Below are 24,497 nucleotides of genomic sequence, written 5' to 3'. Positions count from 1 at the left end.
CGCAGCTACGGGGCGGAGGCCTCGATGGCGCGGACGAGGATCTCGCGCAGCACGTCCTGCTTGCGGACGTTGTACTCCATGACGTGCCCACCGCCGGCGGAGGCGGCCAGCTTCGCGGCGGCGTAGCGGTCGCGGTCGTCGGGATGGGTGCGCAGCCAGTCACGGAAGATGCGGTGCCGGACGGGCTCGGTCGCCTCCGGCCCGAACACGTGCACGTTGGCCCGGGGGTCCGCGCACCGCAGCAGTCGGTGCCCCTGCCACCACGGCTCCCGTACCGCGAGCACCAGACCGACGGCCTCGAGCGCAGGCACGTACGCCGCCTCGTCGTCGGGGTCGGGGACGATGACGTCGACGTCCACGATCGGCTTCGCGGGCAGCCCCGGCACCGAGGTCGAGCCGACGTGCTCCACCACCACCGACGGACCGAGCGCCCCGGCGATCTGCGCACGCAGCGCCTCGAAGTCGCTCGCCCACCGCGGATCCGGCTCGGCGATCGTCAGGTCGGTCCCGGGCCCGAACCCCTCGACCCACGGACTCGCCCCGGCCGGCGCCGGCGCCTCGCTGAAGTCCAGCAGCCTCTCGCGGTCCACCCACCGACCGTAGCCGCTCACTTCACGAGGTTTTCTGTCACTTCGCGAGGTTCGCGAACCTCGTGAAGTGACAGTTTCCCCGGTTAACCGGGGAAACTTCCATCCCCGCGCACGACGAAGGGCCCGGGTCAGGTGACCCGGGCCCTTCGTTCAGGCGGTGCTCAGTCGTCGGAGCTCGCGCCGGCCTCGACGGCCGGCGGGACCTCGGGCAGCTCGAGGTCGGCCTTCGACGTGCCGGTGAAGGTGAACTCACCGTCCACGAAGTCGACCAGGACGATCTGACCGGCGTGGAGATCCCCGTAGAGGAGCTTCTCGGCCAGGGCGTCCTCGACCTCGCGCTGCACGGTGCGACGCAGCGGACGCGCGCCCAGGACCGGGTCGAACCCGACCTTGGCGAGCTGCTCCTTGGCCGCGGACGTGAGCTCGATGTCGATGTCCTTCTCGCCGAGGCGCTGCTCGAGCGAGCCGATCATCATGTCGACCATCTGCAGGATCTCGTCCTGCGTCAGCGGCGGGAACACGATGACCTCGTCGACACGGTTGAGGAACTCGGGACGGAAGTGCTGCTTGAGCTCCGTCGAGACGCGCTCCTTCATCCGCTCGTACGTGCCGACCGCGTCTCCGGCCTGGGCGAAGCCCAGGTTGACGCCCTTGGAGATCTCACGCGCACCGAGGTTGGTGGTCATGATGATCACGGCGTTCTTGAAGTTGACGACGCGACCCTGACCGTCGGTGAGGTGACCCTCCTCGAGGATCTGCAGGAGCGAGTTGAAGATGTCCGGGTGGGCCTTCTCGATCTCGTCGAACAGGACCACGCTGAACGGCTTGCGGCGCACCTTCTCGGTGAGCTGGCCGCCCTCTTCGTAGCCGACGTAGCCCGGAGGCGAGCCGAACAGGCGCGACACCGTGTGCTTCTCGCTGAACTCGCTCATGTCGAGCTGGATCAGCGCCTCGTCGTCGCCGAAGAGGAAGTTCGCCAGCGCCTTGGACAGCCACGTCTTGCCGACGCCCGAGGGGCCGGCGAAGATGAACGATCCACCGGGACGGCGGGGGTCCTTCAGGCCGGCACGCGTGCGGCGGATCGCCCGGGACAGGGCCTTGATGGCCTCGTCCTGACCGATGACGCGCTTGTGCAGCTCCTCCTCCATGTGCAGGAGTCGGCTGGACTCCTCCTCGCTGAGCTGGCCGACCGGGATGCCGGTCGCCTTGGCCAGGACCTCGGCGATGAGGTGCTCGTCGACGACCGCGACCTGGTCGAGGTCGCCGGACTTCCAGGCGCGCTCACGCTCGTGCTTGGCGGCGATGAGCTTCTTCTCCTCGTCGCGCAGGCTGGCGGCGAGCTCGAAGTCCTGGGCGTCGATCGCGCCCTCCTTGCGGCGGCGGACGTCGGCGATCTGCTCGTCGAACTCCTTGAACTCCGGCGGAGCGGCGGCGCGACGGATGCGCAGGCGCGCACCGGCCTCGTCGATCAGGTCGATCGCCTTGTCCGGCAGGAACCGGTCGCTCACGTAGCGGTCGGCCATGGTGGCCGCCGCGACGAGCGCGTCGTCGGTGATCGAGACCCGGTGGTGGGCCTCGTAGCGATCACGCAGCCCCTTGAGGATCTCGATGGAGTCGACGACGGACGGCTCGTTGACCAGCACCGGCTGGAAGCGGCGGTTGAGGGCCGCGTCCTTCTCGAAGTGCTTGCGGTACTCGTCGAGCGTCGTGGCGCCGATGGTCTGCAGCTCGCCGCGGGCCAGCATCGGCTTGAGGATGCTGGCGGCGTCGATCGCGCCCTCGGCGGCACCCGCACCCACCAGGGTGTGGATCTCGTCGATGAACAAGATGATGTCGCCGCGCGTGCGGATCTCCTTGAGCACCTTCTTGAGGCGCTCCTCGAAGTCACCGCGGTAGCGCGAGCCGGCCACGAGGGCGCCGAGGTCAAGCGTGTAGATCTGCTTGTCCTTGAGCGTCTCGGGCACGTCGCCGCGCACGATGTCCTGCGCCAGGGACTCGACGACGGCGGTCTTGCCGACGCCGGGCTCGCCCACGAGGACAGGGTTGTTCTTGGTGCGACGGCTCAGCGTCTGCATGACGCGCTCGGCCTCGTCGTCCCGGCCGATGACCGGGTCGAGCTTGCCCTCGCGGGCGGCCTGCGTCAGGTTGCGGCCGAACTGGTCGAGCACGGCGCTGGAGGCGGCGGGGGCCTCGGGGGCCGAGCCGGTGGCCTCGGACTCCTTGCCCTGGAAGCCGCTGACCAGCTGGATGACCTGCTGGCGGACGCGGTTGAGATCGGCGCCCAGCTTCACCAGGACCTGGGCGGCGACGCCCTCGCCCTCGCGGATCAGGCCGAGCAGGATGTGCTCGGTGCCGATGTAGGTGTGGCCCAGCTGCAGCGCCTCGCGCAGGCTCAGCTCGAGCACCTTCTTGGCGCGCGGAGTGAACGGGATGTGCCCGCTGGGTGCCTGCTGGCCCTGACCGATGATGTCCTCGACCTGGCCGCGGACGGCTTCGAGCGAGATGTCAAGGCTTTCCAGTGCCTTTGCGGCAACGCCCTCACCCTCGTGGATGAGGCCCAGCAGGATGTGCTCGGTGCCGATGTAGTTGTGGCTGAGCATGCGCGCTTCTTCCTGCGCGAGCACCACGACTCGTCGGGCCCGGTCGGTGAATCTTTCGAACATGTCGGTCCCCTCTGCTGGACTGGTCTTTTCAGCATAGACGGGTCTGGGTGACCCGCCTCGCCGTGTCCAGTTGCTTAACTCAACCGTCATGCACCCGTCGGGCTTCCACTGTTCGCTGTCGGCGGAATCGGGCCGGGAGTGCGGCGTTCCCGCGGCGGCTCAGCGCATGAGCGAGTCCCGGGCCGGAGGTGCCGCCGCACGGGCCGCCGAGGCCGCCGGCTTGCCGACGAGCGCGGTCTCGATGCTGAGCCCGCCCGACGCGGAGCGCTCGCCGACCACCTTCACGGGGTTGGCGTACGGCGCGACCGAGCCGGTGACCTCGAAGCGGGCACGCCCGTCCTCGAGTTCGGCCCGGCCCACGTGGACGACACGGCCGCTGGGCCGAACGAGCCACAGCCACGGCCGGGTGCCGCCCGTCGCGTCGCGGTCGTCGCTGAGCACGTAGCAGTCCAGCGAGTAACGCTCCGAGCACACGCGCTCGCGCACCATCACGCCGAGCATCTGCGGCACCGACAGGTCGGCCTCGCCGACCTCCTCGGCCAGGGCCACGGCGCCGGCGGCGCCCGAGCAGGTGAACGTCAGCAGGTCGCTGGGCCGGAACCCGAGCGCCGGCACCTCGGCGCGGACGGCCTCCAGCACGGTCGCGCGGGACACACTGGCCCGCCCGCCGAACGTGATCTCCTCGCCGCGACGGCGGCCGAAGTCGGTGACCTCGGCGGTGGCCGGGACCAGCACCTCGGGCCGGTGGGCGCGGTAGCCGATGAGCATCCGTGCGGTCAGGACAGCGCGCCCGGCGGGCGTCGCGAGCGGCGGCTGCGACCCGGCGAGGTCGGGCAGCGCCGACTCGTCGCCGACCCGCGCCAGCGACTGGGCAGCCCGGCGCACGACCGTCGGATCGGTGTCGGCGAGCGCCCGCGTGAGGGCCTCGGGGACCTCGGGGTCGCGCCGGCGTCCCAAGGTCACGGCCGCGAGCGAACGCACCCGCGGCTCGGCATGGGCGGTGAGCAGCTCGACGGCCACCGGGGTGGCGCGCTCGGAGCCGCGTCGGGCCAGGGCGGCCAGGGACTCCTTCGCGATGTCGCCGCGAGAGCGGTGGGCCAGATCGACGAGCTCGTCGTCGCCGCGCTGGTCCCAGGGAGTGAGGTCAGGCATGATGCGTCCTTTCGGGAGCGGGGCTCACTGGCCCGCGCGGGTCTGGCAGCGGCCGCGCACGGTGCTGCCCTGGCCCGACGTCAGCAGGACCGAGCTGCGGGCGCTCACCGCGCAGCGCGTCTGGGCCATGAGGTTCTCCCGCGCCGACGTGGCCGTCGGGCAGGCGTCCCCGTGGTTGTGGGAGAGGTCGAGGAAGTGACCGAGCTCGTGGGCGGCGGTGCGCGAGAAGCCCTCCGCCGCGCGGCCGACCTCGCCGCCGACGAGACCGTCGGACTTGCCGCCCTTGCCACAGTCGCCGGGCACCGGCGAGATGCCGACGAAGTCGTCGCTGATGTTGGCGACCAGGAACATGTCGATCCCGTCGTTCGGGACGCTCCAGTCGTCGGACAGGTCGTCGGCCTCGGACTCGCTGCCGATGTCCTCGTAGCCGTCGGCCGCGGGCACGTCGATCCAGAAGTACTGCACGCGCCCGAGGCCGAGCGAGGCGTCGGCGTAGATGCGGCGGATCCGGTGCACGGCGTAGTCCACGCGCTCGTCCGCCTCCGCCAGGGTGACCGACGCGGCATCGAAGCCGACCTCGATCAGGTTGAGGTGGACGTGCTTGCGCTCCAGGGCGGTGAACGCCTCGCCCAGGGTGACCTGGACCGGAGCTCCCGTGGCCGGGTCGGGCGGCGGCGTGCCGCGCCAGAACCCGAGCACGTCGCGCATCACCGAGAGGTCGCCCGTGCCGCCGAGGCCCATGGCGCTCATCGCCTGGCGCACCGAGCGGACGCTCATGGCGTGACCTCGGACTCGAGCGCAGTGACGCGGGCCGTGAGGTCGGCGATCGCGGCGGTGGCGGCGGTGAGCTCGGTCGTCAACGCGGTCACCTGGCCCTGCAGGGACGTCAGCGTCGCCGCGACGTCCTGGCCGGCGACGACGGCGCCGTCGGGCATCGTCACGCGCCCGTTGACGACCACGCCGCCGGTGTAGTCGCGGTCCCAGTTCAGCACCAGGGTGTCCCCGAAGCCGTGGACGAGCGCGCGCCGGAACGGGTTGCGCCGCAACGAGCCGAAGATCCGCCCGCGACGGTCCGCGCCGCCGTCGAGCATGAAGTCGGTGCCGAACTGCTGGTGGATACGGCTGCGCACGATCAGCCAGTCCCGGTTGTCGAAGCCGGAGATCTGCTTGCACGCGTTGACGCTGACGCCGCCGGGGTAGTCGTGGTCCCAGTTGAGGGTCAGGCCGTCGTCGAAGTCGTGGACGAGGGCCCGCCGGAACGGCGTGTTGGTCCGGCGGCGCGCGGCCGCGTCGAGGATGAGGTCGTTCGCCGTGGCGCGCACGACGAGCCCCTCCAAGTGGATGATGTCGCCTTCGAAGCGGATGTCGGTCATCTCGGTGGTCCTGTCGGGAGGTGGGGGTGCTGGCGGGGAGGCGCCCGGTGCCGGGACTGATACCCGGCACCGGACGCGCTCAGCTCGGCATGACGTCGTAGCCGCCGGGGCCGGGGGCCGGCGGGTCCTCGACCTTCGCGAGCGTGTTGATGCTGACGTGCGGCCACTTGATGCGGCCCGGACCGCCGTCGAAGCGGTCGAAGAAGTCCAGCTGCACGACCTGGGCGTACTGCAGCCGCAGGTCGATGCCGCCGTCCGCGTTGCGGACCTCCTGGATCCAGAAGGTCGACTTCATCTCCGAGGCGTTGGCCTGGCGCACGATGAACGGGATGTTCGAGATGCCGCCGGTGGCGACGGTGCTGTCGAACTCGAGCCGGGTGGTGCGCACGATGTCGACGCCCTCGTTCGCCGCCTTGAGCAGCGCGGTCGAGTCCACGGGGTTGAACAGCCCGCGGAACGGCGCGTCGCGGAAGTGCTTGTAGGGCTGCAGGTACGGGTTGGCGTCGACGTCCTGGTTGACGCCCAGCGGCAGGGCGTTGATGCCCGTGATCGTCGGCGGACCGTCCGATACCGTCGCGACGCCCAGGCCCAGCACCGAGTCGCCGTGCGGGATCGTGGCGAGCCGGGCGATGTCCACGACGTCCTCGTCGAGCGGGTCGGTCATGCTCAGGAAGAGACCCGGCTCGTGGTGGATCGCAGTGTCCGGCGCGCCGGTCAGGCTCGTCGACGGGAAGTCGTCGGAGACGATCTGCTTGATGCCCTGCTCGTAGTCGAGCGCGACGAGCAGCTGGTCGGCGTTCGGCGTGAGCCCAGCCGCCGCCGGGGCGATGCCGCGGTTCGGCACCGCCTTGTCGACGAGGCTGAACGTCAGCTTCTCGTTGTACTGGTTCATCAGCAGCCGGTACGGCGGCCGGAACGTCGCACCCTGCGGCGGGCCGAAGGGCAGCGCGATCATGTTCCAGCCCCGGCCCGCGAGGTCGGGCTCGTTGGACCAGGTGCCGGGCAGGAGCTTGAACGGACCGAGGTCCTCGTCGCCGGGCACGGCCTGCTCGACGGTGCGGAAGCGGCCGCGCAGGGCCTCCAGCTGTTCGGTCGTGGTTCTCATGGGGGACCCCCGGGGTGTGGAAGAGCTCCGCCGCCGACGCCCCGAGCGCGTGCCGGCGGACTGACGTCGTTGACGAGGTCCGCCCCGGAGCACCTGATACCCGATCGCGTCCTAGGTTGGGTCCATGAGTGCCGACATCCGCGCCAGGGTCCAGCAGCTCCTCCCCGGGATCCGCCGGGACCTCGAGGACCTCGTCCGCATCCCTTCGGTGAGCGCCGACCCGGCGCGGGCGGACGACGTGCGCCGCAGCGCCGAGGCAGTCGCGGAGCTGCTGCGTGCCGAGGACTTCGACAGCGTGGACATCGTCAGCGCACGCGAGGACGGCGGCGCCCCGGCCGTCATCGCCCACAAGGCCGGACCGGCCGGCGCTCCCACCGTGCTGCTCTACGCCCACCACGACGTGCAGCCCGAGAACGACCACGCGGAGTGGGACTCGCCACCGTTCGAGCCGACCGAGCGCGACGGGCGGCTCTACGCCCGCGGCGCGGCCGACGACAAGGCCGGCATCGCCGCGCACCTCGGCGCCGTGCGCGTCTTCGGCGACGACCTGCCCGTCAGCGTCACCCTGTTCGTCGAGGGCGAGGAGGAGGTCGGCTCGGACACCCTGCCCGAGCTGCTGCGCCGGCACCGCGACCGGCTCGCGGCCGACGTCATCGTCATCGCCGACTCGGCCAACTGGGACATCGGCGTGCCCGCCCTCACCACGAGCCTGCGCGGGCTCGTCCGCGCCGACGTCGAGGTCCGCACCCTGACCCATGCCGTGCACTCGGGCATGTGGGGCGGACTCGTGCCCGACGCCCTGATCGCGCTGAGCCGGCTGATCGCCTCGTTCCACGACGACGCGGGCGACCTCGTGATCGAGGGCCTGCACCACGGCCCCGCCGCCGACGTCGAGTACCCCGAGGAGCGGTTGCGGGCCGAGTCCGGTGCGAACCCCGGCGTGGAGTGGATCGGCACGGGCGCTGTCGTCGAGCGCCTCTGGACGAAGCCCGCGCTGTCGATCACGGGCCTCGACGCCCCCGCCGTCGACGGCGCGAGCAACACGCTCGTCCCCGCTGCCCGGGCCAAGGTCTCGCTGCGCATCGCGCCCGGCGACACCGCCGAGAACGCGCTGGAGTGCCTGCGCCGTCACTGCGAGCAGCACGTGCCGTGGGGCGCCGAGCTCGGCTTCACCGTGGTGGACACCGGCGAGGCGACCTCGATCGACGCCACCGGCCCGGCCTACGACGCGGCGCGCGCCGCCTTCACCGAGGCCTGGGACGGCACCGCGCCCGTGGACATGGGCATCGGCGGCTCGATCCCGTTCATCGCGGAGTTCCTCGAGACGTTCCCGCAGGCCAGCGTGCTCGTGACGGGCGTCGAGGACCCCGACACCCGCGCGCACGGCGCCAACGAGGGTCTGCATCTCGCGGAGTTCGAGCGCGTCGTCCTCGCCGAGGCCCTCCTGCTGCGGAACCTCGCCCGCGACTGACTACTCGCGGCGCTGGACCGGGAAGAGGATGGCCTCCCGGATGCCGATGCCCTGCAGCAGCATGACGAGGCGGTCGACGCCCAGGCCGATGCCACCGGCGGGCGGCATGCCGAACTCGAGCGCGCGGAGGAAGTCCTCGTCGACGTCCATCGCCTCGGGGTCGCCGGCGGCCGCGAGACGCGCCTGCTCCTCCAGCCGCTCGCGCTGGATCACCGGGTCGTTCAGCTCGGAGTACGCCGGCGCCAGCTCGACGCCGTTGATGATGAGGTCCCACGCCTCGACCAGGCCCGGCGTGGTGCGGTGCTTCTTCGCCAGCGGACGCACGGCCTCGGGGTAGTCGCACACGAACGTGGGCTGGATCAGGGTGTGCTCGACGAGCTTCTCGAAGAGCTCGAGCACGACCTCGCCCGCGCCCCAGCCGTCCTGCAGGGCGACGCCGTGGTCGCGCGCGACCTCGCGCACCTTCGCCTCGGGCGTGTGGACATCGATCGCGGCGCCCGTGGCCTCGGCGACGAGCTCGTGGATCGTGGCGCGGCGCCACGGGGCCTCGAGGTCGATCTCGGTGCCGTCACGGCCCGGGACCACGGTCTTGCCCACCGCGCGCGCGGCGTCGACGACGAGGTCGCGGACCAGCTCGGCCATCGTGTCGTAGGAGCCGTACGCCTCGTACGCCTCGAGCATCATGAACTCGGGGTTGTGGGTGTTGTCGACGCCCTCGTTGCGGAAGGTCTTGCCGATCTCGTAGACCTTGTCGATGCCGCCCACCAGGCCACGCTTGAGGTGCAGCTCGAGGGCGATGCGCAGCAGCACCGGCTCGTCGAACGCGTTGAGGTGCGTGTGGAACGGGCGGGCCGCGGCGCCGCCGTTGGTGTGCTGCAGGACCGGCGTCTCGACCTCGATGTAGCCGTGACGGTCGAGCGTGGCGCGCAGCGACTTCAGCACGGAGGCCTTGACGCGCACGTTCTGGCGCGCGTCCTCGCGGACGATCAGGTCGAGGTAGCGCATGCGGGTGCGGGCCTCGTCCGAGAGCGGCTTGTGCTCGATGGGCAGGGGACGGAGCGTCTTGGCCGCGATCTGCCAGCGGGTGGCCATGACCGAGAGCTCGCCGCGACGGCTGGTGATGACCTCGCCCGTGACGACGAGGTGGTCGCCCAGGTCGACGAGCGCCTTGAAGTCGGCGAGCGACTCCTCGCCCACCTCGGCCAGCGACAGCATCGCCTGGATCTCGGAGCCGTCGCCCTCGCGCAGCCGGACGAAGCACAGCTTGCCGGTGTTGCGCAGGAAGATGACGCGGCCGGCGATCGACACGACCTGGCCGGTGTGCGCGTCGGCGCCGAGCTGCTCGGGGTCGTGGGCCTCGACGACCTCACGGATCGTGTGCGTGCGCTCGACGAGCAGCGGGTACGGATCGACGCCGGAGTCCAGCAGGCGCTGGCGCTTCTCCCGGCGCACCCGCATCTGCTCGGGCAGGTCGTCCTCGGGAAGTTCAGGCGTCTCGGTCACGAGGCACGAGTCTAGTCGGCGGCTCGAGGGCCGCCGACACGGTCACTCGGCCGCGCGGCCCTCCTCGGCCAGGTAGGGCTCCACGCGACGCTCGGGACGCACCCCGGCCTTGTCGGCGAAGAAGGCGCGCATCACGTCCATGTCGGCCTTCACGTCGCCCGTGAGGTGGATCGTCGGGCCGAGGCCGGTCGTCATGGTGGTGCGGTCACAGTACGCGAGCGTGACGGGCAGGTCGGCCTCGCGGGCCAGGCGGTAGAAGCCCGACTTCCAGCGCGGCACGTTCCCGCGGGTGCCCTCGGGCGTGATGACCAGCTGGAAGGTCTCGCCCGAGCGAGCCTGCTTCACGAGGTCGTCGACGAGTCCGGCCGGGTTCTTGCGGTCGACGGCCACGCCACCGAGCGCGCGCATGATCGGGCCCGCCGGGCCGCGGAAGAGCTCCTTCTTGCCGAGGAACTTCGGGCGGAAGCCGGCGCGCCAGGCGACGCCCAGCATGAGGACGAAGTCCCAGTTCGAGGTGTGGGGCGCCGCGAGCAGGATGCCCGAGTGCTGCGGCGCGGGCTCCGACCGGAACGTCCATCGGCTGAAGAACCAGTACACGTCGGCGACCAGGCGCAAGATCCTCATCCCCGGAGGCTAGCGCGGCACGACTCCACCCGCGGTCCCGGACGCACGTCGGCGGAAGTTCGGCCGATCCACAGGGTGCGTTCACCTCACGGTCAGGTGCGGCGGGCAGCGTGGAGCCATGACAGCACCGCGGATCACCGCCCACCGGGGGCAGAGCGCGACGCACCCCGAGAACACCATCCCCGCACTGCGCGAAGCGGTGCGCCTGGGGGCCGACGCCCTCGAGGTCGACGTGCAGCCCACGGCCGACGGCTCGATCGTGCTGATGCACGACCGCTCGCCGCTGCGCACCACGAACCTGCGCCACGTGCGCACCGCCAAGGTGGGCCTGTCGGTCCAGCGGTTCACCCTGGCCGAGCTGGCGGAGCTCGACGCCGGCAGCTGGAAGTCGCCGACCTTCGCCGGGACGCCCGTGCCCACCCTGCGCGACGTCGTGCACGCGCTGCGCGGCACCGACGCGCGGCTCGTCGTCGAGCTGAAGCCCGCTCCGGTGGACCCGCGCTCCTACGTGCGCGCCGTGCTCGACGAGCTCGGCAGCCACAGCCGCGCCACGCTGATGAGCGTCGACCGTGCGATCTGCGAGGCCGCGCTGCCGGTGCACCATGCCGTGGGCCTGGTGACCCGGAGCCGCCCGAGCCGCGAGGACCTCGAGCGCTTCGACGAGTTCCACGTCAGCGCCCGCCGCGTGGACCGCGCGCTCGTCGAGCGCGTGCACCAGTCCGGCGGCACCCTGACGGCGTGGACCGTGGACGACCCGCAGCAGGTCGAGCGCCTCGGCGCCCTCGGGGTCGACTCGGTCACCACGAACGACGTCTCCGCCGCCCGCCCGGCGCTCGTCTGACTCGCCCGCCCGGCACCCCGCTCCACTTCTGGAGCGCGTTGCACCCATTTCACGTCGAGAACGGTGCAACGCGTTCCAGAAGCGGAGAAGAGGGCGTGGGGCTCAGCGATTCTTGGCGGCCACGAGCCGCAGGCCCTGCAGCGTGAGCTTCGGGTCGCGGGCGGTGATCGTCTCGCACTCGGTGAGCACGACCGCGGCGTGGCTGCCGGTGGCGATGACCGAGACGTCCTCGGGCTCCTCACCGAGCGAGTCGATCATCCGCTCGACGATCGCGTCGATGAGGCCCGCGAAGCCGAACACGATGCCCGACTGCAGCGCCTCGACCGTGTTCTTGCCGATGACGTCGCGCGGCGTGGTGATCTCGACGCTGCGCAACTGGGCGCTGCGGCGCACGATCGCGTCCAGCGAGACCTCGACGCCGGGCGCGATCGAGCCGCCGAGGTAGCGACCCTGCGCGTCGATCGCGTCGATGACCGTGGCCGTGCCCGTGAGGTCGACGACGATCGCCGGGCCGCCGTACAGCTCCTTGGCCGCCAGCGCGTTGACGATGCGGTCGGTCCCGACCTCGCGCGGGTTGTCGGTGTGGATCGGCACGCCGGTCTTCACGCCCGGGCCGACGACCCACGCGGGCACGTCGCCGTAGTAGCGCAGATAGGTGCGCCGCAACGCCACCATCAGCGCCGGGACGGTGCAGCACATGGCGATCTCGTCCACCTCGGGCAGGTTCGCGCGACGCAGGAAGCCCTCCACCACGAGGAACCACTCGTCGGACGTGCGGCGCTCGTCGGAGGCGACGACGAAGTCGGCGATCAGCTCGTCGCCGTCGAACAGGCCGATGCTCGTGTCGGCGTTGCCCGCGTCGATCGCCAGCAGGGTCATGCCCGTCGCTCGCTCATACGGTCACCAGGTCTCCGCGCTTGAGGCCCGAGTCGGCCGGGACGTCGGCGGCGTCGTGGCCCAGCGTGACGATCGAGTTGTCGGCGTCGACGAACACGACGCTCGGCTGCAGCTCGCGGGCCTCGGCGTCCTCGACCTGCGCGTAGGCGATGAGGATGACGATGTCGCCGGGGTGCACGAGGTGCGCGGCAGCGCCGTTGATGCCGATGACGCCCGAGCCGCGGGGGCCGGCGATCGTGTAGGTCTCCAGGCGGGCGCCGTTGGTGACGTCGACGATGTGCACGAGCTCGCCCGGCAGGATGTCGGACGCGTCGAGCAGGTCCTCGTCGACGGTGACCGAGCCGACGTAGTGCAGGTCGGCCTGCGTCACGGTGGCGCGGTGGATCTTGGACTTCATCATGGTGCGCAGCATGGGGTCACTTCCCTCTCTTCGCGACGTCCCCGAGAGGGACGGCGCAGTTGTCGAGCAGGCGCGGTCGGCCCACCCGGGCGGCCACCAGCAGGCGCGACTCCCGGCCGGGCTGGGCCGGTCCGAGGTCGGGGCTGGTGAGCACGAGATAGTCCGGGTCGATGCCGGCGTCGGCCAGCACCTTCCCGGCGGCATGGAGGACGGCCTCGGGGCCGTCGGGGCCGGCGTCGACGCCGGCGCGGAGGGCGGCCGAGATCGCGGCGGCCCGCTCGCGCTCGGACGCGGTCAGGTAGCGGTTGCGCGAGCTCATCGCGAGCCCGTCGGCCTCGCGGACCGTGGGGCAGCCGACGACCTCGACGCCCAGGCACAGCTCGCGCGCCATGAGCCGAATCAGCGTCAGCTGCTGGTAGTCCTTCTCGCCGAACACGGCGACGTCGGGACGCACGAGGCCGAACAGCTTCGAGACGACCGTGAGCACGCCGCGGAAGTGCGTGGGGCGCTCGGCGCCCTCGAGGATCGAGCCGAGAGGGCCCGGGTCGACCGTGATCGCGCCGTCGAGGCCGTGCGGGTACATCTCGTCCACGGTGGGCGCGAAGACGACGTCGACCCCGGCGGCCTCGCAGTGCTCGAGGTCGGCGTCGAACGTGCGCGGGTAGGCGTCGAGGTCCTCCCCCGGTGCGAACTGCGTGGGGTTGACGAAGATCGAGACGACGAGCGTGTCGGCGAGTGGACGCGCATGCCGCATGAGGCTCACGTGGCCGTCGTGCAGCGCGCCCATCGTGGGGACGAGGGCGACGGTGCCGGACGTCGCGGCGCGCAGCTCGGCCGCGGTGCGGACGACGGTGGGCATCAGCGGACCTTCTCGCGGATGACGGCCGTGCGGACGGCGTCGGCCGTGTCGGTGTCGATGCGGCCCGTGGACTCGGCGCGGTCCGCGGTGGCGGTGGCCAGCGCGGCGTACGTGCGGCGCACCGACGGGTCGGCCAGGTGGGCGACGTGGGCGCGGACGGTGTCGACGTCACCGCGCGCGACGGGGCCGGTCAGCGCGGCGTCACCGTAGGCCAGCGTGTTGTCGAGCGCGGCCTCGAGCAGCGGGCGCAGCACGGCGGCGGGGTCCTCGGCGCCGATCTGGCGCAGCAGGTCCATGGCCTGCGTGACGATCGTGGTGAGGTGGTTCGCGCCGTGGGCGAGCGAGGCGTGGTAGGTCGCGCGGTCGGCCTCGTCGACCCACATGACCGAGCCGTTCAGCTCGGCGACGAGAGTCTCGGCGGCATCGCGGTCGGCGGGCGCGGCGGTGACGCCGAAGACGCAGCCGCGGTCGAGGTCGACCTCGGTCCCGGTGAACGTCATGGCGGGGTGCATCGCGAGGGTGCGGGCGCCGGCGTGCGCGAGGGGCTCGAGGACGGCGAGGCCGTGGCGGCCGCTCGTGTGGGCGATCAGGCGGCCGGGGCCCACGTGCGGGGCGAGCTCGGCCACGACGCCGGCCAGGGCGTCGTCGGGCACGGCCAGGACGACGATCTCGGCACGCCGCACGACCTCGGCGGGCTCGAGCACGGTCACGCCGCCGAGCAGGGTCTGCACACGGAGGCGGGAGGCGTCGGAGCCTCCGCTGACGCCGACGAGGTGGTGACCGGCTCGCTGGAGCCGGGCGGCGAGGACGGCACCGACACGGCCGGCGCCGACCACACCCACGCGGGGGTGCGACATGGATCTTGCCTTTCGTTCCAGTCCCGAAGCGGGTACCAGACAAAGTGACGCCGTCAGTCTACGTCGCGGATCCGCCTCGTGTGCACTGAGGTGACCACGATCACAGTCCGACGAACGATGAGGCATTCGGGTGCCGGAGCGGGGCGAGATGCCTCATCGTCCGTCCCCGGAGGGGCGGGTCGCTCTGCCACACTGGCGCCATGGCTCGGATCCTCATCCGTGCGGGCAAGGACCCGTTCACGGCGGTCGTACCCGAGACGACCCTGACGCAGGACGTCTTCAACTCCAACAGCGGGAACTTCCTGTTCCAGCACTCCGTGTGGAAGGCGCTCGACGTGGCCCCGCACGAGCTGGTCGCGAACTCCACGCTGAGCGAGCGCCGCGCGGCCACGGCCGACGACGCCGCACGCATGAACGACGAGTTCGACCATTTCGTCGTGCCGATGGCGAACTCGTTCCGCGCCGACTTCGCGGACAAGCTCGACAACCTCGCGGCCCTGGTCGAGCAGCTGACGATCCCCGTGACCGTGATCGGCATCGGCGCGCAGGCCCCCGCCGACCGCTCCTTCGACGCCCTCGCGGACGTGCGCGACGTGACCCGGCGGTTCGTCGCGGCAGTCCTCGAGCGCTCCGCGTCGATCGGTGTCCGCGGTGAGTTCACGCGCGACTTCCTCGTCGACCTCGGCTTCCCCGGCGACTCCATCGACGTGATCGGCTGCCCCTCGCTGTTCCTGCACGGACCCGACCTGAAGGTCCGCGACGTCCCGGCCTCGCTCGCCGAGGACGCCGCGCTCGGCCTCAACCTGACCCCCGAGGTGCCGGGCATCGGCGCCTTCGCCACCGAGCAGGGCGCCCGGCACCCGAACCTGACCTACGTCGGCCAGGACCAGCACGACCTGAGGCTGCTGCTGTGGGGCGTCCCGCACCCGCACGTCACCGACCCGCTCGTGCCGGCGCACCTGCGGCACCCGCTGTACCAGCAGGACCGGATGCGGCTCTTCGTCGACACGTGGTCCTGGTACGACTTCCTCGCCCAGCAGGACTTCGTCTACGGCACCCGCTTCCACGGCAACGTGGCCGCGCTGCTGGCGGGCACGCCCGCGCTCATGCTGGCGCACGACTCGCGCACCCTCGAGCTGGCCGAGTACCACCGGATGCCGCACCGGCTGCAGCCGCGCTTCGACGAGCCGGTCCGCGTCGAGGACCTCCTCGAGGCCACCGACCTCGCGCCGTTCCACGAGGCCCTGCCCGAGCGCTTCGACCGCTACGCCGCCTTCCTCGAGCGCAACGGCCTCGAGCACCGCTGGCAGCCCGGCCGCGACGCCTCGCAGTTCGACGACCGGCTCGAGGCGGCCTCGTTCCCGCCGGCCGTGCACACGCTCGCGCGCCCCGATCTCGGCGAGGTCGCGGCCCGGCTGGACTGGCTGCGGCACGCGATGGTCATCGACATGACGCGGCACCCGAAGCGGTACGACTACCCCTTCGACACGCCGGCCTACCAGGGCGCAGGCTCGCGCCACGCCCGTCTGGCCGACCAGCGCGACGAGCGGGCGAAGCGGCAGCAGCAGCGGATCGACGAGCTGACCGCGCGGATCGACCGCCTCGAGCGCGTCACCCCCGGCGGCCTGCTCGTGCGGCTCGCGCGCAGGCTGCGCGCGCTCTTCCGCGGCTGACGGCGCCCCGCACGACTCGCGTGCGAGGCGCCGCCTCGTCGGAGGCTCAGACCTCCAGGTAGTGCTGCTTCTCGGCGTGGCCACGCGGCTCGTGCGCCATCTCGCCGAAGTCCTCGTACGCGTTCTCCCGGTGCATCGCCCCGTCGAGGCCCTCGCGCTCCTGCTCGTCGGTGACCCGGATGCCGATCGTGCGGTGCAGCACCGTCGCGATCAGCCAGGTGAGCGTGAAGGTCCACGCGCAGGTGGCCGCCAGCGCCAGGGCCTGCTTGCCCAGGAGACCGACGCCACCGCCGTGCAGCAGGCCCGCCTCGCCGATCGGCGAGTTCGGGTGACCGATGAGGCCGATCAGCAGCGCACCGACGATGCCGCCCACGAGGTGCAGCGCCACGACGTCGAGCGCGTCGTCGTAGCCGAAGCGTCGCTTCAGGTTGACGGCGAAGTAGCAGACCATGCCCGCCACCACGCCGACGCCGAGGGCGCCCATCGGGGAGACCGTGCCGCACGAGGGCGTGATCGCGACCAGCGCGGCGATGGCACCGGAGCAGGCCCCGAGCGTCGTGGCGTGACCGTCGCGCACCTTCTCCACGACGAGCCACGCGCACGTACCGGCGCAGGCCGCGACCAGCGTGTTGAAGATCGCCACGGCGGCGTCGTTGTCGGCGGCACCCAGCGCCGAGCCGTCGAAGCCCAGCCACCCGGTCAGCAGCAGGCCCACGCCCGCCAGCACGAGCGGGAGACTGTGCGCCTTGGGCTGGACGGGCCACGTGCGACGGCGACCCAGCACGATGGCCAGGGCCAGCGCGGCGATGCCGGAGTTGACGTGGATGGGCGTGGACCCCGCGTAGTCGACCGCGCCCAGGACGTTGGCCAGCCAGCCGCCGGTGGTGTCCTCCCCGTCGAAGGCGAAGGTCCAGTGAGCCACCGGGAGATAGCAGAGCACGACCCAGATGGCGGCGAACATCATCCAGGCGCCGAAGCGCATCCGGTCGGCTGCTGCTCCGGCGACGATGCCGATCGTCAGGCCGGCGAAGCCGAGGTGGATCGTGGCCAGCGCCAGCGGCGGCAGCGCCGCACCCTCGGACGCCACCATCAGGTCGCCCAGCCCGGCGCTCTCCAGCGGGTTGCCGATGAGGCCGAGGCCGCCGACCGAGTCGCCGAAGACGGCCGAGTAGCCGAAGGCCACCCAGATGAAGGCGGTCAGGGCGAACGATCCGAAGACCATCATCATCATGTTCGTCGTCGTGCGGCGCGACACCATGCCGCCGTAGAACAGCACGAGTCCGGGCAGCATCAGGATGACCGCGATGATCGCGGTCAGGAGCCAAGCGGTGTTGGCGGCGTTCGTGGGATCCATGGGCGGGCGCCTCCGGTCAGTCAGGACGTGGACTGACGCACCGCCAATTCGATGCGTCATCGAAAGAGTCCGCCGACCGCTTTTCAATGACGCATCGAATCTGTTTCCGTCCGGTTAATCCTCCCCCAGCGCCTCCAGCGCGAGCCGCTCGACCTCGTCGATCCGCGCGGGTTCGGCCAGCAGTCCACGGACGGCGGTCGTCGCCGCCAGACGGGCTGCGTCCCGCGTCGAGGCCAGGGCGCTCGGCCGGTCGCTCGCATCCGGAGTCGGCGTACGCAACCGGTGCTGGACTCCCTCGGTCTGCGCGAGGCAGGCCACCACCGCCAGCCGGGCGTCAGCCGCGACGAGCGCTCCCTCCTCCGCGCCGGCCTCGACGATCCGTTCCAGCTCGTCGCGCAGCCGGCCGTAGTCGTCCAGCACCTCGGCGAACACGTCGGGCTGGGCGCGAGCCGCGCGCTCGAGGTCGTAGAAGTCGAGCGCCCCCTCGCACATCTGCAGGACGTCGGCGTACAGGACCGCGTAGAGCCTCACTGCCGCAGGAGCGTCCCCGGCGGCCAGGCGCTCGGCAACGTCGAGCGACTCGCGGTTCGCGCTGACGAGGGCCTTGAGCAGGTCCTCCTTCGAGCGGAACCAGTAGTACAGGGAGGACTGGCCCAGCCCCACCTCGCGCGCGACCTCCGTCATCGTGGTCGGCGCGTAGCCCCGCGCGGCGAAGAGTCGCGAGGCCGCCTCGAGGATCTCGCGACGCGGATCGCCGCCGGCGACTCCCGTGCGTCGGGGGCGTCCGACGGAGCGAGCAGCAGGGGACTCGACCATGGCGGCTCCTGTGAGTTAACACGCAGGCAACAGTTTCGATGACCTATCGAAATATCGTTCACGCATTCTTTCGATGAGCCATTGAAACCGTATCGCAGGAGGACCACCATGAGCGTCACCGACACCACCCCCACGGCCGCCCCCGACGTGGACGTCAGCGCCCTGCAGCACGAGCTCGCCGCCTCGGGCGTCCGCTACGCGATGGCCGGGTTCACCGACGTGCACGGCCGCCTGAAGGGCAAGGTCGTGCCGATCGGCCACCTCCCCCAGATGGCCGCCGGCTCGGAGCTGTTCACCGGTGCCGCCGTCGACGGCGTCCCCCAGGACATCAACGACGAGGAGGTCTCGGCGCACCCCGACCTGAGCCGCGGCTTCCGGCTGCCCTGGAAGCCCGAGGTGGTCTACTTCCCCTCCACCCTGTTCACCGAGGGCAAGCCGTTCGAGGCCGGTGCCCGCCACGTGCTGGAGCGCCAGCTGGCCGCCGCCGCCGAGCTCGGGCTGGGCTTCAACCTGGGCATCGAGACCGAGTTCTTCGTCCTGCGCCAGGGCGAGAACGGCCTCGAGGAGGTCTCGGACCGCGACACGGCCGAGAAGCCCTGCTACGACCTGAGTACGACGCTGGACAACTTCGCCTGGCTCACCGAGCTGGTCGAGGCGATGGACGAGCTCGGCTGGGACGTCTACTCGTTCGACCACGAGGACGCCCGCGGCCAGTTCGAGATCGACTTCACCTACTCCGACGCGCTCACGATGGCCGACCGCGTGACCTTCTTCCGGCTGATGGCCGGCGAGATCGCTCGCAAGCACGGCCACCTCGCCTCGTTCATGCCCAAGCCGTTCGCCGACCGGACGGGCTCGGGCGCGCACTTCAACATGTCGCTCAAGGACCTGGCGACGGGCGCCAACCTCTTCGAAGAGGGCGACGACACGCACGGCGTCGGCGTCTCGGAGATCGCCTACCACTTCATCGGCGGCATCCTGCGCCACGCGAAGGCCATCAGCGCGGTCATCGCGCCGACGGTCAACAGCTACAAGCGGCTCGTCCGCAAGGGCTCCACGTCGGGCTCGACGTGGGCCCCCGTGTTCGTGAGCTATGGCGACAACAACCGCACGAACATGCTGCGCGTGCCGCTGGCCGGCGGTCGGGTCGAGTGCCGAGCCGCGGACATCAGCTGCAACCCGTACCTGGGCGCGGCGATGATCCTGGCCGCGGGCCTGGAGGGCGTGCGCGAGCGCATCGACCCCGGCGCCCCGCACCGCGAGAACATGTACGAGTACTCCGACGCGCAGATCGCCGAGCTCGGCATCGACGTGCTGCCGCGCAACCTGTCCGAGGCGATCGACGAGTTCCAGGCCGACGGGCTCTCGCGCGAGGTGTTCGGCGAGGCGCTCTACAACGCGTTCATCGACCTCAAGCGCGACGAATGGCAGGCCTACCAGTCGCACATCTCCTCGTGGGAGACCGAGCGCTACCTGACGTTCTTCTGATGGTTGCGACCTCCACCGTCGAACGGCTCGCGCTGGACTCCCTTCCCTTGGAGTCCGGTGCGAGCCTGTCGGCCGAGCTGGCCTACGTCACGCACGGCACGCTGTCGCCGACGCGCGACAACGTCGTGCTGGTGCCCTCGTACTACACGGGCACGCACGACAGCTACCGCCCGTGGATCGGCGCGGGCGGCGTGCTCGACACGAATCGCTGGTTCGTCGTCGTGGTGAACATGCTGGGCAACGGCGTCTCGACGTCGCCGTCGAACGGCGGCGCGTTCCCGCTCGTGACCGTGCGCGACCAGGTCACGGCCCAGCGGCTGCTGCTGGACCACCTCGGCGTCGAGCGGCTGCGCCTCGTCCTGGGGTGGTCGATGGGTGCGATGCAGGCATACGAGTGGGCCGTGAGCCACCCCGACCGCGTGGACGCGCTGCTGCCGATCTGCGGTGCCGCGCGCTGCTCGCCGCACAACCACGTCTTCCTCGAGGGCGTCCGGGCGGCGCTGCTCGCCGATCCAGCTTTCGCCGGGGGCGCCTACGACGCTCCTCCGGTGGCGGGCCTCCGGGCCTTCGGCCGGGTCTACGCCGGCTGGGCCTACTCGCGCGAGTTCTTCGCGGACGGGACGTACCGCCAGCTCGGGTACGAGTCGGTGGAGGCGGTCCTGGAGGACTGGGCGCAGGACCACGCGGCCCGGGACGCCAACGACCTGCTCGCGATGATGGACACGTGGCAGTCCGGTGACGTGGGCCGCGGACGCGACGGCCACGAGCATGCCCTGGCGTCGATCACCGCCCGCACGATCGTCATGCCGTCGACCACCGACCTGTACTTCACGGTCGCCGACTCGGCAGTCGAGGCGAGCCTGGTGCCGGGCGCCGAGTTGCGACCGATCGTGTCCGATCTGGGGCACCTGGCCGGCCGGCCGGGCGTGCGCGCGGCCGAGACGGAGGCCGTCGCCGCGGCCGTCCGCGACCTGCTCGGCGGTGCGTGGGACCGCTGAGCACGGTCCGACTGGCAGACTGGAGCCCGCGCCTCGGCGCGGGCCTCTAGCTCAATTGGCAGAGCAGCGGACTTTTAATCCGCGGGTTGTGGGTTCGAGTCCCACGGGGCCTACTCGTCCCCCTCCGTCGGCGCCGAGTGGCGCAGACCGGGTCCCCGAGTGGCGCAGAACCGCCCGCCACTCGGCGAGTGGCGGGCGGAATTGCGCCACTCGCGGTTCAGGGGGCGAGCGGCGGGGTGGTGCGGTCAGGCGGTGGGGTCCTCGCGGAGGCGGACGATCGCCTTGCCGGTGTTGGCTCCGGTGAGCAGGCCGACGAAGGCCTCGGGCATCGCGTCGAGGCCGTTCCAGGTGGTCTCGTTGTAGGTGAGGTCGCCGTCGCGGAGCCACTGGCCGACCTTCTGCTCGAACTCGGGGCGCAGGGACTCGTGGTCGCTCACGATGAAGCCGCGCAGCGTGAGGCGCTTGCCCACGGCCTTGAACATGTTGCGCGGACCGCTGGCCTTCGGGTCGTTGTAGCCCGAGATCGAGCCGCACAGCGCCATCCGGCCGCGCTCGTTGATGTGCTCCAGCGCCGCCTCGAGGTGGTCGCCGCCCACGTTGTCGAAGTAGACGTCGAATCCGTCGGGGAACGCCTGGCCGACCTGGCCCATGACGTCGCCGTCCTTGTAGTTGATCGCGGCGTCGAACTTCAGCTCGTCGGTCAGCAGCGCGACCTTCTCGGCCGAGCCGGCGCTGCCCACCACGCGCTCGGCGCCGGCGAGGCGCGCGAACTGGCCGACGAGGCTGCCCACGGCACCGGCAGCCGCCGACACGAACACCGAGTCGCCGGGCTGGAACGCGGCGACGTCGAACAGGCCCGCGTAGGCCGTGTGGCCGGGCATGCCCAGCACGCCGAGGAAGTACGAGGTCGGCAGGCCGTTGAGGTCGAGCTTCGTCGCGTACTGGTCGGCCAGCACCGCGTGCTCGCGCCAGCCGAGGCCGTGACGGACGACCGTGCCGACGGGCAGGCTCTCGGAGCGCGACTCGACGACGACGCCCACGGCACCGCCGTCGAGCGCGTGGTCGAGCTTGAACGGCGGCACGTACGACTTCACGTCGTTCATCCGCGGGCGCATGTATGGGTCGACCGTCAGCACGATGTTCTCCACCAGCACGTCGCCGTCGCGCAGCTCGCGCAGCTCGCGCTCGACGAAGCGGTAGGTCTCGGGTCCCGGCAGTCCGGTGGGTCGCTGGGCGAGGTGGATCTCGCGGGTCGTGGTGGTCATGCTCGTCCTCACGGTCGGTGGCCGCTGTCGCGGCGGTGGTGCCGGCCGGGTCGAAGCGATCGGCGGGCAGGGCCATCGTAGATGTCGGCGTGGAATCGTGGCCGAGGCCGAGCGGACGGTCGGCGGCGAGGGTCTCGAGCCCACGAATGTCACCAAGCCCCCCGAGTGTTACATGACCTGTGTCTCACCGGCCGAAAAGGGACGTCTCACCCCTCGATCCGCGGCGGTGGGCCGTGGAAGACTGGACGGACCATGTCGGCTGATCACACGCAGGGATCCGGGTCGGCCACCGCCCACGCCCGCGGTGTCGCCGACCTGTTGCGCCATGCCCAGGAGGTGGCCGCCGAGCTCGAGGCGTCCGCCGCCGCCGAGGCCGAGCGGATCACCACCGAGGCGCGCCGGCTCGAGGCCGAGGCCCGGCTCCTCTACGACGACGCGCGCCAGGTGCGCGACACCGCCGACGCCCACCTCGTCAACGTCACCGAGCAGCTCGCCCGGGCGTCCGAGGACGCCGCCACGATCGTCGCCGACGCCAGCGAGCAGGCCACCGTGCTGGTCCGCGACGCCGAGCAGCGCCGCGAGGTCGCCGAGCGCGACGCCGAGGCGACCTTCGCCGACGCCCACGAGCGGACCGAGGCCCTGCTCACCGAGGCCGCCGGCGAGGCCGGACGCCTGCTGTCCGAGGCGCACGAGAAGGCCGACCGGCTGGTCCGCGACGCCGAGGCCCGCGCCGCCGCGCTCCTGGCCACCGCCGAGGCCGACAGCGAGCGCCGCACCACCGAGGCCGAGGAGTACGTCGAGCGCATCGTCGCCGAGGCCGACCAGCACACCCTCGAGATCTCGCAGGCCGCCACCCGCAACGCCGAGATGGTGGTCGAGTCCGCCATCGACGAGGCCGATCGCGCCAAGGTCGAGGCCGAGCGCCTGCTGTCCCACGCGCGTCAGGACGCCGACAGCCGCGTCGAGCACGCGCGCGCCGAGTCCGAGCGCACGATCGCCGCCGCCCGCGCCGAGCTCGACGAGACCCGCGCCACGATCGACCTGCTGCTGGGCAACGGACGCCTCGAGTCCGAGCGGATGCGCCAGCAGGGCCACCGCGACGCCGCGTCGGTGCTGCGTCGCACCCGCATCGTGGCCGGCGGGATCGCGGCACGCGTCCGGGCCCGCCTGGCCGACGACATCGCGCAGGCCGAGGAGGCCGCCGCCGACCTCGCGTCGGCCGCCGACGACGTCCTCTCCGACGCCCAGGTGCGCGCCGAGCGCATCCTCGTCGAGGCCGGCCGCGAGGCCACCCGCCTGCGCTCGCAGGCCGAGGCCCTGGCCGAGGCCACCGAGGAGCGCGCGTCGCGCCGCCTCGCCGAGGCCGAGTCCGCCGCCCGCCTGCTGCGCTCGCGCGTGAGCGACGAGGTGCTCACCACCCAGCGCGACGCGCTGCGCGAGAGCAAGGCCCGCCGCGACGAGGCCACGGCCCTGCTCGCCGAGGCCCACGAGCGCGTGGCGCAGGCCCGCCACGAGGCCCGTACCCTGCTCGAGCAGGCTCGCGGCGAGGCCGACGACCTGCTGGCCGCGCGCGATCGCGCCGCCGACGAGCTCGCACGACTCTCCGACGTCATCACGGTGCTCTCGGGCCATGACACCGACCACTCCGGCAACGAGGAGCAGCCACCCGCATGACCGAGTCCACCGCCGACTTCCGCATCGTCCTGCGCGGGTTCGACCCCGTCCAGGTCCAGTCCCGCGTCACCGAGCTCGAGGACGAGATCGAGCGCCTCCGCGCCGTTCCCGAGGCCCCGCCGGTCGACGAGGAGCCGCGGCCGGCCGAGCCCGCCTCCTTCGAGCACCTCGGCGAGCGCGTCGTGCAGATCCTGGCCCTGGCCCGCGAGGAGGCCGCGGCGCTGCGCGAGTCCGCCGCCACCGAGGTCGCCGAGGCGCGCCGCGCCGCCGACGAGGAGATCGCGCGTCTGCGCGAGCACGCGCAGGTCCACGCCGACACCACGCGCGGCGACGCCGAGGCCGAGGCGACCCGCACGGTCGAGGACGCCCGCACCACCGCCGCCGACCTGCTCGAGAGCGCCGAGCGCGAGGTGGCCACCCGGCGGCACGAGGCCGAGACGCTGGTCGAGCGCCAGCGCGCGAAGGCCGCCGCCGCCAACGCCGACTTCGAGGTCGCGATGGCCTCGCGCCGCGAGGCCGCCGAGCAGCAGTTCGCCGAGTCCGAGGCCGAGCACCGCTCGCGCCTCGACGAGCTGGAGCGCCGCCTGCAGGAGCAGCACGCGGCCGCCGAGGCCGAGCGTGCCGACGCCGAGCGCGACGCCCGCCGCATCCTCGAGGAGGCCCAGGCCCGCGCGAACGGCCTGGTCCACGACGCCAAGTCCACGGCCGACCGCATCCGGGCCGAGTCCGAACGAGAAGTTGCCGCCGCGATGCAACGACGCGACAGCATCAACGACCAGCTGGCGAACCTGCGCCAGATGCTGAGCACCCTCACCGGGTCGCCGGCCACGCCTCGGGACGACACCACCGCGTGACGCGAGACACCAGACCCGTCTGTTGAGGGCCTACGAGGTG

At 71.8% G+C, this 24,497-nt stretch carries 22 protein-coding genes and 1 tRNA gene; 8 read left to right on the top strand and 15 right to left on the bottom strand.

From position 1 onward, the window contains the following. Window positions 1-5 precede the first annotated feature (5 nt). From BJ975_RS00300 to BJ975_RS00275, 6 genes are all read right to left on the bottom strand, one after another. Window positions 6-590 carry a GrpB family protein gene (locus BJ975_RS00300; protein ID WP_218845693.1) on the bottom strand — a complete coding sequence of 195 codons (585 nt, stop codon included), beginning with the start codon at window positions 588-590 and terminating at the stop codon, window positions 6-8. A gap of 161 nt (window positions 591-751) precedes the next feature. Next, window positions 752-3,253: an ATP-dependent Clp protease ATP-binding subunit gene (locus BJ975_RS00295; RefSeq protein WP_179422540.1), complete on the bottom strand. Its 2,502-nt coding sequence runs from the start codon at window positions 3,251-3,253 to the stop codon at window positions 752-754. A gap of 159 nt (window positions 3,254-3,412) precedes the next feature. Beyond that, a complete protein-coding gene (locus BJ975_RS00290) occupies window positions 3,413-4,405 on the bottom strand; it encodes a HEAT repeat domain-containing protein (protein WP_179422538.1) in 993 nt (330 codons plus the stop codon). Window positions 4,406-4,429: 24 nt separating this feature from the next. Beyond that, on the bottom strand, window positions 4,430-5,182 hold the full coding sequence (locus BJ975_RS00285; RefSeq protein WP_179422536.1) for a hypothetical protein: 753 nt from the start codon (window positions 5,180-5,182) through the stop codon (window positions 4,430-4,432). Then, window positions 5,179-5,778, bottom strand: coding sequence for a hypothetical protein (locus BJ975_RS00280; RefSeq protein ID WP_179422534.1), 600 nt, complete (start codon window positions 5,776-5,778; stop codon window positions 5,179-5,181). Before BJ975_RS00280 ends, BJ975_RS00285 begins: the two co-directional genes overlap by 4 nt. Window positions 5,779-5,857: 79 nt before the next feature. Continuing rightward, window positions 5,858-6,883: a heme-binding protein gene (locus tag BJ975_RS00275; protein WP_179422532.1), complete on the bottom strand. Its 1,026-nt coding sequence runs from the start codon at window positions 6,881-6,883 to the stop codon at window positions 5,858-5,860. 124 nt (window positions 6,884-7,007) lie between these two features. Between BJ975_RS00275 and BJ975_RS00270 the strand changes: the two genes are divergently transcribed. Next, window positions 7,008-8,354 carry a dipeptidase gene (locus BJ975_RS00270; RefSeq protein ID WP_179422530.1) on the top strand — a complete coding sequence of 449 codons (1,347 nt, stop codon included), beginning with the start codon at window positions 7,008-7,010 and terminating at the stop codon, window positions 8,352-8,354. On the opposite strand, the gene lysS is transcribed toward BJ975_RS00270, so the two are convergent. Together lysS and BJ975_RS00260 are read right to left on the bottom strand one after the other, a co-directional pair. After that, the gene (lysS, locus tag BJ975_RS00265) at window positions 8,355-9,812 is read right to left on the bottom strand and encodes a lysine--tRNA ligase (RefSeq protein WP_179427899.1); all 1,458 of its coding nucleotides are present in this window, start codon (window positions 9,810-9,812) and stop codon (window positions 8,355-8,357) included. A gap of 87 nt (window positions 9,813-9,899) precedes the next feature. Then, window positions 9,900-10,481 (bottom strand): 1-acyl-sn-glycerol-3-phosphate acyltransferase, encoded by a 582-nt coding sequence (locus BJ975_RS00260; RefSeq protein ID WP_179422528.1) that lies wholly within the window; start codon window positions 10,479-10,481, stop codon window positions 9,900-9,902. Window positions 10,482-10,599: 118 nt separating this feature from the next. Between BJ975_RS00260 and BJ975_RS00255 the strand changes: the two genes are divergently transcribed. Further along, a complete protein-coding gene (locus tag BJ975_RS00255; RefSeq protein ID WP_179422517.1) occupies window positions 10,600-11,322 on the top strand; it encodes a glycerophosphodiester phosphodiesterase in 723 nt (240 codons plus the stop codon). Window positions 11,323-11,424: 102 nt separating this feature from the next. Here BJ975_RS00255 and BJ975_RS00250 read toward each other — a convergent pair whose 3' ends face one another. Genes BJ975_RS00250 through BJ975_RS00235 form a run of 4 tightly spaced genes read right to left on the bottom strand, consistent with a single transcriptional unit; the run spans window position 11,425 to window position 14,461 of the window. Next, window positions 11,425-12,201, bottom strand: a complete 777-nt coding sequence (locus tag BJ975_RS00250; RefSeq protein WP_179422515.1) for a type III pantothenate kinase — start codon at window positions 12,199-12,201, stop codon at window positions 11,425-11,427. A gap of 13 nt (window positions 12,202-12,214) precedes the next feature. Beyond that, on the bottom strand, window positions 12,215-12,631 hold the full coding sequence (gene panD / locus BJ975_RS00245) for an aspartate 1-decarboxylase (RefSeq protein WP_179422512.1): 417 nt from the start codon (window positions 12,629-12,631) through the stop codon (window positions 12,215-12,217). Window positions 12,632-12,635: 4 nt separating this feature from the next. Beyond that, a complete protein-coding gene (gene panC, locus BJ975_RS00240) occupies window positions 12,636-13,478 on the bottom strand; it encodes a pantoate--beta-alanine ligase (RefSeq protein WP_179422510.1) in 843 nt (280 codons plus the stop codon). Further along, window positions 13,478-14,461, bottom strand: coding sequence for a Rossmann-like and DUF2520 domain-containing protein (locus tag BJ975_RS00235; protein WP_223302976.1), 984 nt, complete (start codon window positions 14,459-14,461; stop codon window positions 13,478-13,480). The genes panC and BJ975_RS00235 overlap by 1 nt, the downstream gene beginning before the upstream one ends. 74 nt (window positions 14,462-14,535) lie before the next feature. Here BJ975_RS00235 and BJ975_RS00230 point away from each other — a divergent pair, with 74 nt between their 5' ends. Beyond that, the gene (locus BJ975_RS00230; RefSeq protein ID WP_179422506.1) at window positions 14,536-16,008 is read left to right on the top strand and encodes a polysaccharide pyruvyl transferase family protein; all 1,473 of its coding nucleotides are present in this window, start codon (window positions 14,536-14,538) and stop codon (window positions 16,006-16,008) included. A 46-nt stretch (window positions 16,009-16,054) separates the two neighbouring features. On the opposite strand, the gene BJ975_RS00225 is transcribed toward BJ975_RS00230, so the two are convergent. Beyond that, window positions 16,055-17,362: an ammonium transporter gene (locus BJ975_RS00225; protein WP_179422504.1), complete on the bottom strand. Its 1,308-nt coding sequence runs from the start codon at window positions 17,360-17,362 to the stop codon at window positions 16,055-16,057. Between the two features lie 114 nt (window positions 17,363-17,476). Then, window positions 17,477-18,178 carry a TetR/AcrR family transcriptional regulator gene (locus tag BJ975_RS00220; RefSeq protein WP_179422502.1) on the bottom strand — a complete coding sequence of 234 codons (702 nt, stop codon included), beginning with the start codon at window positions 18,176-18,178 and terminating at the stop codon, window positions 17,477-17,479. A 108-nt stretch (window positions 18,179-18,286) separates the two neighbouring features. Here BJ975_RS00220 and glnT point away from each other — a divergent pair, with 108 nt between their 5' ends. The 3 genes from glnT to BJ975_RS00205 all read left to right on the top strand — a co-directional run bounded on the left by glnT (window position 18,287) and on the right by BJ975_RS00205 (window position 20,777). Further along, window positions 18,287-19,666, top strand: a complete 1,380-nt coding sequence (glnT, locus tag BJ975_RS00215) for a type III glutamate--ammonia ligase (RefSeq protein ID WP_179422500.1) — start codon at window positions 18,287-18,289, stop codon at window positions 19,664-19,666. Continuing rightward, window positions 19,666-20,664 (top strand): alpha/beta fold hydrolase, encoded by a 999-nt coding sequence (locus BJ975_RS00210; RefSeq protein WP_179422498.1) that lies wholly within the window; start codon window positions 19,666-19,668, stop codon window positions 20,662-20,664. The genes glnT and BJ975_RS00210 overlap by 1 nt, the downstream gene beginning before the upstream one ends. Before the next feature lie 40 nt (window positions 20,665-20,704). Continuing rightward, window positions 20,705-20,777: transfer RNA gene (locus BJ975_RS00205), tRNA-Lys, on the top strand. A 132-nt stretch (window positions 20,778-20,909) separates the two neighbouring features. On the opposite strand, the gene BJ975_RS00200 is transcribed toward BJ975_RS00205, so the two are convergent. Beyond that, entirely contained in the window at window positions 20,910-21,941 is a 1,032-nt protein-coding gene (locus BJ975_RS00200; RefSeq protein ID WP_179422496.1) for an NADP-dependent oxidoreductase, read from the bottom strand. A 240-nt stretch (window positions 21,942-22,181) separates the two neighbouring features. Here BJ975_RS00200 and BJ975_RS00195 point away from each other — a divergent pair, with 240 nt between their 5' ends. Together BJ975_RS00195 and BJ975_RS00190 are read left to right on the top strand one after the other, a co-directional pair. Then, complete coding sequence (locus BJ975_RS00195) at window positions 22,182-23,603, top strand: coiled-coil domain-containing protein (RefSeq protein WP_179422494.1); 1,422 nt, start codon at window positions 22,182-22,184, stop codon at window positions 23,601-23,603. Next, on the top strand, window positions 23,600-24,457 hold the full coding sequence (locus BJ975_RS00190) for a cellulose-binding protein (RefSeq protein WP_179422492.1): 858 nt from the start codon (window positions 23,600-23,602) through the stop codon (window positions 24,455-24,457). The genes BJ975_RS00195 and BJ975_RS00190 overlap by 4 nt, the downstream gene beginning before the upstream one ends. Window positions 24,458-24,497 lie beyond the last annotated feature (40 nt).

Origin of the sequence: Aeromicrobium tamlense, assembly GCF_013408555.1 — a bacterium.
Classification (GTDB): Bacteria; Actinomycetota; Actinomycetes; order Propionibacteriales; family Nocardioidaceae; genus Aeromicrobium; species Aeromicrobium tamlense.
The sequence above is the reverse complement of the archived record's forward strand: the minus strand, read 5'-3'. Positions and strand labels throughout refer to the sequence as shown.

Bases quoted from the DNA above. Each gene is read 5' to 3' on its own strand.
- BJ975_RS00295 (WP_179422540.1), bottom strand. From the start codon at position 3,253: ATGTTCGAAAGATTCACCGACCGGGCCCGACGAGTCGTGGTGCTCGCG.
- BJ975_RS00290 (WP_179422538.1), bottom strand. From the start codon at position 4,405: ATGCCTGACCTCACTCCCTGGGACCAGCGCGGCGACGACGAGCTCGTC.
- BJ975_RS00285 (WP_179422536.1), bottom strand. From the start codon at position 5,182: ATGAGCGTCCGCTCGGTGCGCCAGGCGATGAGCGCCATGGGCCTCGGC.
- BJ975_RS00280 (WP_179422534.1), bottom strand. From the start codon at position 5,778: ATGACCGACATCCGCTTCGAAGGCGACATCATCCACTTGGAGGGGCTC.
- BJ975_RS00275 (WP_179422532.1), bottom strand. From the start codon at position 6,883: ATGAGAACCACGACCGAACAGCTGGAGGCCCTGCGCGGCCGCTTCCGC.
- BJ975_RS00270 (WP_179422530.1), top strand. From the start codon at position 7,008: ATGAGTGCCGACATCCGCGCCAGGGTCCAGCAGCTCCTCCCCGGGATC.
- lysS (WP_179427899.1), bottom strand. From the start codon at position 9,812: ATGCGGGTGCGCCGGGAGAAGCGCCAGCGCCTGCTGGACTCCGGCGTC.
- BJ975_RS00260 (WP_179422528.1), bottom strand. From the start codon at position 10,481: ATGAGGATCTTGCGCCTGGTCGCCGACGTGTACTGGTTCTTCAGCCGA.
- BJ975_RS00255 (WP_179422517.1), top strand. From the start codon at position 10,600: ATGACAGCACCGCGGATCACCGCCCACCGGGGGCAGAGCGCGACGCAC.
- BJ975_RS00250 (WP_179422515.1), bottom strand. From the start codon at position 12,201: ATGACCCTGCTGGCGATCGACGCGGGCAACGCCGACACGAGCATCGGC.
- panD (WP_179422512.1), bottom strand. From the start codon at position 12,631: ATGCTGCGCACCATGATGAAGTCCAAGATCCACCGCGCCACCGTGACG.
- panC (WP_179422510.1), bottom strand. From the start codon at position 13,478: ATGCCCACCGTCGTCCGCACCGCGGCCGAGCTGCGCGCCGCGACGTCC.
- BJ975_RS00235 (WP_223302976.1), bottom strand. From the start codon at position 14,461: ATGCCTCATCGTTCGTCGGACTGTGATCGTGGTCACCTCAGTGCACAC.
- BJ975_RS00230 (WP_179422506.1), top strand. From the start codon at position 14,536: ATGGCTCGGATCCTCATCCGTGCGGGCAAGGACCCGTTCACGGCGGTC.
- BJ975_RS00225 (WP_179422504.1), bottom strand. From the start codon at position 17,362: ATGGATCCCACGAACGCCGCCAACACCGCTTGGCTCCTGACCGCGATC.
- BJ975_RS00220 (WP_179422502.1), bottom strand. From the start codon at position 18,178: ATGGTCGAGTCCCCTGCTGCTCGCTCCGTCGGACGCCCCCGACGCACG.
- glnT (WP_179422500.1), top strand. From the start codon at position 18,287: ATGAGCGTCACCGACACCACCCCCACGGCCGCCCCCGACGTGGACGTC.
- BJ975_RS00210 (WP_179422498.1), top strand. From the start codon at position 19,666: ATGGTTGCGACCTCCACCGTCGAACGGCTCGCGCTGGACTCCCTTCCC.
- BJ975_RS00195 (WP_179422494.1), top strand. From the start codon at position 22,182: ATGTCGGCTGATCACACGCAGGGATCCGGGTCGGCCACCGCCCACGCC.
- BJ975_RS00190 (WP_179422492.1), top strand. From the start codon at position 23,600: ATGACCGAGTCCACCGCCGACTTCCGCATCGTCCTGCGCGGGTTCGAC.